Genomic DNA, 10,284 nt, shown 5'->3' on the forward strand with positions numbered 1-10,284 from the left:
ATGGCCGCCACCCGGAAGGGCAGGGTCGGGACAGCACAGCTTGCGGCCCGTGCACCCCGCGGAGGGAACTTCTGCAGCCCCGCGGGGTGCCGGACGGACGTACGGAACCGTCCGCCGGGTGATCGTGTCCCACTCCTCGGGCACGCCCGGCAAAGAATTGGACAGGTGGACCGGGGTCGGCCGCATGATGGAAAAGCCCCGGTCGCAAGGGACACAGGCAAGACAGACAGAGGGAGTCGTCGTGAGGGTCGGAATCGTCGGAGCCACCGGTCAGGTCGGCACGGTCATGCGCAGGATCCTCGCGGAGCGGAACTTCCCGGTCACCGCGCTGCGCCTGTTCGCCTCGGCCCGCTCGGCCGGGACCGTGCTGGACGGCGTGACGGTGGAGGACGCGGCGACCGCCGACTACACCGGCCTCGACATCGTGCTCTTCTCCGCGGGCGGCTCCACCTCCAGGGCGCTGGCCGAGAAGGTCGCCTCCCAGGGCGCCGTCGTGATCGACAACTCCTCGGCCTGGCGCCGGGACCCCGAGGTGCCGCTGGTCGTCGCCGAGGTGAACCCGCACGCGATCGCCGACCGCCCCAAGGGCATCATCGCCAACCCCAACTGCACCACGATGGCCGCGATGCCGGTCCTCAAGCCGCTGCACGAGGAGGCCGGCCTGGAGGCACTGGTCGTCGCCACCTACCAGGCGGTGTCCGGCTCGGGCATCGCGGGCGTGGCCGAGCTGCACGGCCAGGTGCAGAAGGTGGCCGACGAGGCCGACCGGCTCACCCACGACGGCGCGGCGGTCGACTTCCCCGAGCCGCAGGTCTACAAGCGCACCATCGCCTTCAACGTGCTGCCGTTCGCCGGCAACCTCGTCGACGACGGTCTGAACGAGACCGACGAGGAGCAGAAGCTGCGCCACGAGTCCCGCAAGATCCTGGAGATCCCCGGGCTGAAGGTCTCCGGCACCTGCGTGCGCGTCCCCGTCTTCTCCGGGCACTCGCTCCAGGTCAACGCCCGGTTCGCCCGCCCCGTGTCCCCCGAGCGCGCCACCGAGCTGCTCGCGAAGGCGCCGGGCGTGGCGCTCTCCGACATCCCGACCCCGCTGCAGGCGGCCGGCCAGGACCCGTCGTACGTCGGCCGCATCCGCCGCGACGAGACGGTGGACAACGGCCTGGCCCTGTTCATCTCCAACGACAACCTCCGCAAGGGCGCCGCGCTGAACGCGGTGCAGCTCGCGGAGCTGGTCGCGGCGGAGCTGAACGAGAAGTAGCGCGCCGGTACGGAAAGGGGGCGGCCACCGCGCGGTGGCCGCCCCCTTGCGTTCCGCGGGGGCCGCTAGGCGGCGGCGTCCGCGGCCTGTGCCTTCAGGGCGCGCTCGACGCCGGCGCGGGACTCCGAGACCAGGCGGCGCAGGGCCGCGTTGGGCTCGGCCGCCGCCAGCCAGTCGTCCGTCTTCGCCAGGGTCTCCTCGACGACCTGGAGCGAGGGGTACAGGCCGATGGCGATCTGCTGGGCGATCTCGTGCGAGCGGGAGTCCCAGATGTCCTTCACGACCTCGAAGTACCGGTCCGTGTACGGCGCCAGCAGCTCACGCTGGTCGGTCTGCACGAAGCCGCCGATCACGGCCTCCTGCACGGCGTTGGGCAGCTTGTCGGATTCGACGACCGACGCCCACGCCTCCGCCTTGGCCTCGGCCGTCGGGCGGGCCGCGCGGGCGGTGGCCGCGTGCCGCTCACCGGCGGCCGTCCTGTCCCGCTCGTACTCGGCGGCGATCTCCGCCTCGTCGAACCGGCCGACCGCGGCGAGCCGCTCCACGAACGCCCAGCGCAGCTCGGTGTCCACGGCCAGGCCCTCGACGGTCTGCGTGCCGTCCAGCAGCCCCTCCAGCAGGTCCAGCTGCTCGGGGGTGCGCGCGGTCGCCGCGAAGGCCCGCGCCCAGGCCAGCTGGTGGTCGCTGCCCGCCTCGGCCGCCCGCAGGTGGGCCAGCGTGGCGTCGGTCCACCGGGTCAGCAGGGCCTCGCGGGCGGCCGGGTCGGCGTACAGATCGATGGCCAGCTTGACCTGGCGGTGCAGCGACTGCACGACGCCGATGTCGGACTCCTTGCCGATGCCGGACAGGACGAGGGCGAGGTAGTCCCGGGTGGCCAGCTCCGCGTCCCGCGTCATGTCCCAGGCCGAGGCCCAGCACAGGGCGCGCGGCAGGGACTGCTCGAAGTCGCCGAGGTGCTCGGTGACCGTCCGCAGCGACTCCTCGTCCAGGCGGACCTTGGCGTAGGACAGGTCGTCGTCGTTGAGCAGGACGACGGCCGGGCGGCGCCGGCCGGCCAGCTGCGGCACGGCGGTCAGCTCACCGTCGACGTCCAGTTCGATCCGGTCGGTGCGCACCAGCTTGCCGCTCGTGCCGTCCAGGTCGTACAGGCCGATCGCGATGCGGTGCGGGCGCAGGACCGGCTCGCCCTTGGCGCCGGCGGGCAGCGCCGGGGCCTCCTGGCGGACGGCGAAGGAGGTGACGACCCCGTCGGCGTCCGTCTCGATCTCCGGGCGCAGGACGTTGATGCCGGCCGTCTCCAGCCACTTCCTCGACCAGGTCTTCAGGTCGCGGCCGGAGGTCTCCTCCAGCGCGCCCAGCAGGTCGGACAGGCGGGTGTTGCCGAACGCGTGCCGCTTGAAGTAGGCCTGCACGCCCCTGAAGAACTCGTCCTGGCCGACGTACGCGACGAGCTGCTTGAGGACGGAGGCGCCCTTGGCGTACGTGATGCCGTCGAAGTTGACCAGCACGTCGTCCAGGTCGCGGATGTCCGCCATGATCGGGTGCGTGGACGGCAGCTGGTCCTGCCGGTAGGCCCAGGTCTTCATCGAGTTGGCGAACGTGGTCCACGAGTGCGGCCACTTCGAGCCGGGCGCGGCGGCCTGGCAGGCGATGGAGGTGTAGGTGGCGAACGACTCGTTCAGCCACAGGTCGTTCCACCACTCCATGGTGACCAGGTCGCCGAACCACATGTGGGCCAGCTCGTGCAGGATCGTCTCCGCGCGCACCTCGTACGCCGCGTCGGTCACCTTGGACCGGAAGACGTACTGGTCGCGGATGGTGACGGCACCGGCGTTCTCCATGGCGCCCGCGTTGAACTCGGGCACGAACAGCTGGTCGTACTTCTCGAAGGGGTACGCGTAGTCGAACTTCTCCTGGAACCAGTCGAAGCCCTGCCGGGTCACCTCGAAGATCGCGTCCGAGTCGAGGAACTCGGCGAGTGAGGGCCGGCAGTAGATGCCGAGCGGCACGGACTGGCCGTCCTTCTCGTACACGCTGTGCACCGAGTGGTACGGGCCGACGATCAGGGCCGTGATGTACGACGAGATCCGCGGGGTCGGCTCGAAGACCCAGACGTTGTCCTTCGGCTCCGGCGTCGGCGAGTTCGAGACGACGGTCCAGCCCTCGGGCGCCTTCACGGTGAACTGGAAGGTGGCCTTGAGGTCCGGCTGCTCGAAGGAGGCGAAGACGCGGCGGGCGTCCGGGACCTCGAACTGGGTGTAGAGGTAGGCCTGGTCGTCGACCGGGTCGACGAAGCGGTGCAGGCCCTCGCCGGTGTTGGTGTAGGCGCAGTCGGCGACGACCCGCAGGACGTTCCGGCCCTCCAGCAGCCCCGGCAGGGCGATCCGCGAGTCCTTGAAGACCTCGGCGGGGTCCAGCCGGTCGCCGTTGAGCACCACCTCCTGGACGGCCGGCGCCACCAGGTCGATGAAGGACTCGGCGCCGCCCCGGGCGACGTCGAAGCGCACCGTGGTCACGGACCGGTAGGTACCGCCCTCCTGCGCGCCGGAGAGGTCGAGATCGATCTCGTACGAGTCAACGGCGAGCAGCTCGGCCCGCTGCTGTGCCTCTTCGCGAGTCAGGTTTGTGCCAGGCACGCGGTCATCTCCTCGTTATGTGTCGGTTGCGCCATCCTTCCATGCCATCCACCGGTAACGCGATGTCCGGATCCCGCCGGTCAGCGGGGCATCGCGACGCGACGCTGGACGCATGACGACGACGTACACCGCACGGGCCGTCCCGCCCGGGGTCCTGAAGGAACTGCGCACCGCCGACGACGCGGGCCGCCCCATGGCTCCCTTCACCGACGAGGAGGGCGGCGCGCCGCTGCGCTGCTGCCTGCGCCGCAGCGCGCCCGGCGAGTCGATCGCCCTGGTCTCGTACGCGCCGCTGCGCCGCTGGGCGGCCGGCACGGGGGCCGATCCCGGCGCCTACGACGAGCAGGGCCCGGTCTTCATCCACGCGGAGGAGTGCGCCCGTCCCGAGGGCGGCGCCCTGCCGTTCACCGGCGCCCACCGGGTGCTGCGGCGCTATGCGGCCGACGGCCGCATCCTCGGCGGGCGGCTGGTCCGGGAGCCGCAGGACTTCGAACCGGCTCTCACCGACGCGTTCGCCGACCCGGAGGTGGCCCTGGTGCACGTGCGGGCGGTGGAGTACGGCTGCTTCCTGTACGAGGTACGGCGGGACCGCCCGGCCCGCACGACCGGCGCGGCCTCCGGGTCGCGCTCACCGAGGAGAAGCCGCGCCTGATCGACGAGGCCGTCGGCGCGGGCCCGGCCGCACGGCGCGACGCCCTGCCCGCCCTGTCCGCCCTGCACGCCGAACAGGCCGGCCGACCGGCCGACCTGCTGCGGGACCTGCTGACGGCGACGGCCAGGAGCCGGCGCGGTGACTCATGCCGCCGGGCCCAGGAAGCGGGTCACGGCCGACTCGATCGCCGCGGGGCCGGTGGAGTCGGCGGCCCAGGCGACGTAGCCGTCGGGGCGCACCAGCAGCGCCGTACGACGGCCGCTCGCCCAGTGGGCCACGGCCAGGCGCCCGGCGCGACCGGGCCCCGCCTCGTACGGCTCCGGGGTGATCAGCACGAAGCGGCCCCCGCGCAGCGCCTCGTACAGGCGGGTGCCGCCCGCGAGGCGGACGTCCGGGACACGGGTGCCGGTCAGGCGGTGGGCGCCGCGGGGGCGGGGTAGCGGTAGCCGACGCCGGTGACCTGGGCGGCGACCGCGCGGCGGGCCGGGCCGACGGCGTTCAGGAACATGGTGAGCGCGGCGCGGGCGGCGAGGGTCCAGGGGCGCTTGGCCATGGCCAGGCGCACGATTCCGCCGCTGCTGCGCAGCACCGCCCGGCCGACCGGGTGCCGTTCGGTCTGGTAGCTGTCGAGCAGCCCGTCATCCGCGTGGCCGCCGGCGACCGCGGCCAGCTTCCAGCTCAGGTTGGCCGCGTCCTGCAGGCCGGTGTTCATGCCCTGGCCGCCCGCCGGGGTGTGCACGTGCGCGGCGTCCCCGGCGAGGAAGACCCGGCCGACCCGGTAGGCCGGCGCCTGCCGCTCGTCGCTGTGGAAGCGGGACATCCAGCGGGGGTCGTGCATCCCGTAGTCCCGGCCGAGGGCGAGCCGGGTGATCTCCTTGATCTCCGCCAGGTCCAGCGGCGCGGTGTCGGGCACGTTGCGGCCGCGGTGCCAGCCGATCACCCGGTGGTAGCCGTCGCCGAAGGGCGCGAGGAAGGCGAAGGCGTCGCCGACCGCGTTGACGGTGAGCAGGGTCTCCGGCTCCTCCGCCAGCCTGACGTCGGCGAGGACCACGGACCGGATCACCGACGTGCCCGGGAACGGAAGCCCGACCGCCTCCCGCACCGCGCTGCGCATGCCGTCGGCTCCGACGACGTACGCGGCGCGCAGGCTCTCGGTACGCCCCTGCGGCCCGCGGACCTCGACCGTGACCCCGGCGGCGTCCTGCGTGAGGCCGGTCAGCTCGGTCTCGTACCGGAACTCGGCGCCCGCCTGTACCGCCCGCCGCTCCAGGACCTTCTCGACCTCGTACTGCGGGAGGACGAGGAGGTGGTTGAAGCGGGAGGGGAGGGCGGAGAGGTCGATGGCGAGGCGGCCGAAGAGCCGGAGCCGGTCGAGGGGCCGGCCGACGGCCTCCAGGTCGTCGGCCAGGGCCCGGGCGTCCAGTTGCTCGAGTGTGCGGGCGTGCAGGACGAAGGCGCGGGAGAGATTGCTGATCCCGTGGGGGCGCTTCTCGAGCACGGTGACCGGGACCCCGGCGGCGGCGAGGTCGCCGGCGAGCAGCAGGCCAGTGGGGCCGGAGCCGACGACGACCACGTTCGCGGTGCCGGGTCCGTTGGCGTTTCCGCTGGTGGTGTTGTGTCCCGTGGTGCGTCCCGCGGTGCCGGTCATGGGGCCTCCTGGGGGTGCCAACGCATGTTGGTCAACGCTTGTGGTCAACGACTGTTGGTCAACGCTTGTTGGCAAGCGTACGGCGGCCCGCATCGAGGGTCAACACTTGTTGGCCCACGTATGTTGGCCTACGCTTGTTGACATGACTGCCAGCACGGATGACCGCGACAAGGACCACCGGCCGCCGCCCCAGCCGCGCCGCTCCGACGCCACCCGCGGCGCGATCCTCGCCGCCGCCCGGGAACGCTTCGCCTCGGACGGCTACGAGCGCGCGACGATCCGGGCCATCGCCAGGGACGCGCGCATCGACCCGTCGATGGTGATGCGCTACTTCGGCAGCAAAGAGGGGTTGTTCGCGGCGGCCGTCACGCTCGATCTGCGCATGCCCGACCTGAGGCGGGTGCCGCGGGAGGAGGTCGGGCGGGCGCTGGTGGCCCACTTCCTCGACGCGTGGGAGGGGAACGAGGAGCTGCGGGCGATCCTGCGGGTCGGGATCACCAACGACGCCGGCGCCGAGCGCATGCGGGGCATCTTCCGCGAGCAGCTGCTGCCGGCGGCCCGGCAGGTGTGCCCCGACCCCGAGCAGGTGCCGACGCGGGCCGCGCTGTGCGCCACCCAGATGCTGGGGATGGCCCTGACCCGCTATGTGCTGCGCCTGCCGGCGACGACGGCGCTGTCCCGGCAGGAGCTGGTGGCGTGGCTGGGTCCGACGGTGCAGCGCTACCTGACCGCACCGAACCCGTGACCGCACGAGCAGCGGTGAGCGTGCGCGCGCCCGTGAGCGCACGAACAGCCGTGAGCCAACGACAACGTGTCAGCGCAGTCGGGCCCGTGAGCGCACGAGCGGGCGGGGCATATACGAGCGAGGGAAAGCCCGTGAGCACACGAGGAGCCGCGCGGCGGCTCGCGCCGTGACGGCGGTCGCCCGGACGCGAAAACGCCGGGGGCGCCGCTCTCACCCGGGTACGAGGTGTGCGCGTACCGGCGGGAGGGCGGGCGCCCCCGGCGGGAGAACCGGTGGTCCGGTCAGGCCTTGGCGTCGGACTTGACGTCGACGTTGCGCGAGGTGGAGGCCGTCTTGGCGCGGGACTTGTCCAGCAGCATCACCAGACCGGCGATGACCGCGAACAGCGCCAGCGGGATCAGCACGTACAGGCCCAGCGTCTGGATGACGCTCAGTCCCGGGCCGGGGTCGTCGCCGTCGTCGCGGGTCAGCGCGAGCGCGGGGGACGACATGAGCAGCATCATCAGCGTCGTACCGGCGGCCAGGGCGCCGGCGCGCAGGGCGTTCTTCTTGTCCACGCCTTCAAGTTAGCGAATCACCCGGAAGGCCGCGCGTCCGGGGTCCCGTAGCGCGGGCTCAGGGCACGTCGGCCTCCCTGAACACCGCCAGCAGGGCCCGGAGCCGGGGCGAGGCCGCCAGCTCCTCCAGCGGCACCGGCCTGCCGTCCCGGTCGGCGATCGGCAGCCGCCAGTTCGGATACTCGTCCCGCGTGCCCGGCAGGTTCTGCGGGCGGCGGTCGCCCACGCCGTCCGGGAGCCAGACGCCGATCAGGCGGGCCGGGGTGCGCCGCAGGAAGCGGTGGACCGCGCGGATCTCCTCCTCCTCGTCGGTGCCGGGCGGTCCGGCGGCGGTGAGGTTCAGCAGGCCGAGGCTGCCCAGCAGGGCGAGCCACTCCGCGGTGTCGGCGACGGCCTCGGCGCGTTCCTCGGCTGCCGAGCGGGTCAGCAGGCCGAGCCGGTCGCGCAGGTCGACGTGGTCGCCGGTGAGCCGGGCGGCGGTGGGCGGCAGGTCGTGGGTGGTGGCGGTGGCCAGGCAGTCGGCGCGCCAGCGCTCGGGCGGCAGCGGGCGGCCGTCGCCCTCCCAGTCGCGTTCGAACCACAGCACCGAGGTGCCGAGCACCCCGCGCCGCTGCAGCGCCTCGCGCACGCCGGGCTCGACGGTGCCGAGGTCCTCGCCGATGACCACGGCACCGGCCCGGCCCGCCTCCAGGGCGAGGATGGCGAGCATCGCCTCGGCGTCGTAGCGGACGTAGGTGCCCTCGGTGGGCGGGCTGCCCTGGGGGACCCACCACAGCCGGAACAGGCCCATGACATGGTCGATGCGCAGGGCACCGGCGTAGCGGAACAGGGCGCGCAGCAGGTCGCGGTAGGGGGCGTGGCCGCACGCGGCGAGCCGGTCCGGGCGCCAGGGCGGCAGGCCCCAGTCCTGGCCGCGGGCGTTGAAGGCGTCCGGTGGGGCGCCCACCGACATGCCGGCGGCGAACACGTCCTGCTGCGCCCAGGCGTCGGCGCCGGCGGGGTGTACGCCGACGGCGAGGTCGTGCACGATCCCGACGGGCATGCCGGCCTCGCGGGCGGCGCGCTGGGCGGCCCGCAGCTGGCCGTCGGTGAGCCAGGCCAGGCGGGTGTGGAACTCGACGCGGTCGGCGAGCTCGGCACGGGCGCGGGCGGTGGCCGCCGAGCGGGGGTCGCGCAGGCCCTCCGGCCACAGCTGCCAGTCGGAGCCGTGGGTCTCGGCGAGGGCGTACCAGGTCGCGTGGTCCTCGAGGGCCTGGCCGTGGGCGGCGCGGAAGTCGTCGTAGGCGGCCTGGCGTCCCGGTCCCAGGGGCACCCGCAGGACGATCTCCAGCGCCTCCCGTTTCAGTTCCCAGACGGCCTCCCGGTCGATGAGGGCGCCCTTGTCGAGGACGGCGGCCCGCAGCCGCTCGGCCCGCTCCAGCAGCCCGCCCAGCCGCTCGCGGTCCCCGGCGTGGCCGAACTCGGGGACGTCCTCGATCCGCAGGTGGACGGGGTCGGGGAAGCGGCGGGAGGAGGGCCGGTACGGGGACGGGTCGGTGGGGGCGCCGGGGACGGCCGAGTGCAGCGGGTTGACCTGCACGAATCCGACGCCGGCAGTGCGTCCGGCCCAGCCGGCCAGCTCGGCCAGGTCGCCGAGGTCGCCCATGCCCCAGGAGCGGCGGGAGAGCAGGGAGTACAGCTGGACGAGCAGGCCGTGGCAGCGGACGGGCGGGGCGGGCAGCCGGTCGGGGGCGACGACGAGGTGCGCGTGGCCGGTGCGGCCGTCGGGCGCCAGCGCGGTCACACGGTGGACACCCAGCGGGAGATCCGCGGTGCCGTCGCGGTCCTCCCCCTGCTCGGTCTCGATGCGCAGGCGGGTGCCGGGCGGCAGGGCGGCGAGTGCCGCGGGGCCGCACGCGTCACCGGCCCAGTGCACGACCGTCGGCGGCAGCAGGCGCTCACGCAGTTCGCGCTCCCGCGCGGCGAGCGCGGCGCGCACGGCGTCCGGGGTGCCCGCGTCGACGCCGAGCGCGGCCAGTGCGGCGGCCACGGCGGAGGCGGGGACCGGCACGGTGCGGCCCGGCGCCGGGCTGTAGGAGGTGGCCACCCCGTGCAGCTGGGCGAGCCGCGACAGGTCCTCGTCCTCGAGCGCCGCGGGCATCTACAGCCCCGGGCCGAGGCAGTCCGGGACCGGGTCCGACTCGCTGGTCAGCGGGGTCGCGTCGGCCATGGGGGGCTCGCTGGTCAGGGGCTCGGCGTCGGGCAGCGGCGGCTCGCTCGTCAGCGGCGTCTGCGCGCACGCGCTCTCCGCGCTGAAGGGCTGGCCGCCGATGGGTTTCTCCTCGTGTTTCCACTGGGGCGGGATCGAGAGTCGAGCCGGTGCGGCCACGGGGCCTCCTTGGGTGAGGTCGTCGAGCGAGGTCGTCAGGTGAGGTCGTCGGTATGTCGGATGCTGCGGCATCTGGCGGGGTTAGGGCAGGCCTACCCAGAGACACCGCCGGCACTCGCCCCGAAAATCCGCGCGGGAGTGATCCGGCGCCGGCGCGGTGATCGATAGAGGGGGTGTGAGACTGTTCCGCCCCATGGGGGGCCAGCGGGAGAAGGACGACGGTGCCGGCGGCGACGCGGCGCTGGTGCGGGCCGTCGCCGCGGGGGACGCGGCCGCGATGGCCGCCCTGTACGACCGGCACGCGGGGTGGCTGCACGCGCGGCTGACCCGGCGCTGCGCCGACCCCGAGGTGGTGCGCGAGGTGCTGCAGGACACGTTCGTCACGGTCTGGCGGTCGGCGGCCGGGCACCGCGGGCA

8 protein-coding genes and 1 pseudogene are annotated in these 10,284 nt (G+C 73.8%); 4 read left to right on the plus strand and 5 right to left on the minus strand.

The genetic code is table 11. The annotated features are described in order from the left end of the window. The first annotated feature begins 241 nt into the window (after positions 1 to 241). Positions 242 to 1,261 (plus strand): aspartate-semialdehyde dehydrogenase, encoded by a 1,020-nt coding sequence (locus tag ACLU3S_RS11225; protein WP_413951625.1) that lies wholly within the window; start codon positions 242 to 244, stop codon positions 1,259 to 1,261. A gap of 65 nt (positions 1,262 to 1,326) precedes the next feature. On the opposite strand, the gene pepN is transcribed toward ACLU3S_RS11225, so the two are convergent. Then, complete coding sequence (pepN, locus tag ACLU3S_RS11230; protein ID WP_413951626.1) at positions 1,327 to 3,897, minus strand: aminopeptidase N; 2,571 nt, start codon at positions 3,895 to 3,897, stop codon at positions 1,327 to 1,329. 112 nt (positions 3,898 to 4,009) lie between these two features. On the opposite strand from pepN, the gene ACLU3S_RS11235 reads away from it, so the two are divergent. Beyond that, positions 4,010 to 4,549: a DUF1203 domain-containing protein gene (locus ACLU3S_RS11235; protein WP_413951627.1), complete on the plus strand. Its 540-nt coding sequence runs from the start codon at positions 4,010 to 4,012 to the stop codon at positions 4,547 to 4,549. Positions 4,550 to 4,692: 143 nt separating this feature from the next. Here ACLU3S_RS11235 and ACLU3S_RS11240 read toward each other — a convergent pair. Continuing rightward, positions 4,693 to 6,197: pseudogene (locus tag ACLU3S_RS11240) on the minus strand (FAD-dependent monooxygenase). A gap of 142 nt (positions 6,198 to 6,339) precedes the next feature. Here ACLU3S_RS11240 and ACLU3S_RS11245 point away from each other — a divergent pair. Beyond that, positions 6,340 to 6,942: a TetR family transcriptional regulator gene (locus ACLU3S_RS11245; protein ID WP_413951628.1), complete on the plus strand. Its 603-nt coding sequence runs from the start codon at positions 6,340 to 6,342 to the stop codon at positions 6,940 to 6,942. A gap of 281 nt (positions 6,943 to 7,223) precedes the next feature. Here the strand turns inward: ACLU3S_RS11245 and ACLU3S_RS11250 are convergent, their stop codons facing one another. Genes ACLU3S_RS11250 through ACLU3S_RS11260 form a run of 3 tightly spaced genes read right to left on the minus strand, consistent with a single transcriptional unit; the run spans position 7,224 to position 9,867 of the window. Then, positions 7,224 to 7,499 carry a hypothetical protein gene (locus ACLU3S_RS11250; RefSeq protein ID WP_413951629.1) on the minus strand — a complete coding sequence of 92 codons (276 nt, stop codon included), beginning with the start codon at positions 7,497 to 7,499 and terminating at the stop codon, positions 7,224 to 7,226. Positions 7,500 to 7,557: 58 nt separating this feature from the next. Next, positions 7,558 to 9,639, minus strand: a complete 2,082-nt coding sequence (gene malQ / locus ACLU3S_RS11255; RefSeq protein ID WP_413951630.1) for a 4-alpha-glucanotransferase — start codon at positions 9,637 to 9,639, stop codon at positions 7,558 to 7,560. Continuing rightward, positions 9,640 to 9,867 (minus strand): hypothetical protein, encoded by a 228-nt coding sequence (locus ACLU3S_RS11260; protein ID WP_413951631.1) that lies wholly within the window; start codon positions 9,865 to 9,867, stop codon positions 9,640 to 9,642. A gap of 193 nt (positions 9,868 to 10,060) precedes the next feature. Between ACLU3S_RS11260 and ACLU3S_RS11265 the strand changes: the two genes are divergently transcribed. Further along, positions 10,061 to 10,284, plus strand: a 224-nt coding sequence (locus ACLU3S_RS11265; protein ID WP_413951632.1) for an RNA polymerase sigma factor, incomplete at its 3' end; no start/stop codon positions are given.

Source organism: Streptomyces sp. AF1A, assembly GCF_047340315.1.
In the GTDB taxonomy this organism is placed as follows: Bacteria; Actinomycetota; Actinomycetes; order Streptomycetales; family Streptomycetaceae; genus Streptomyces.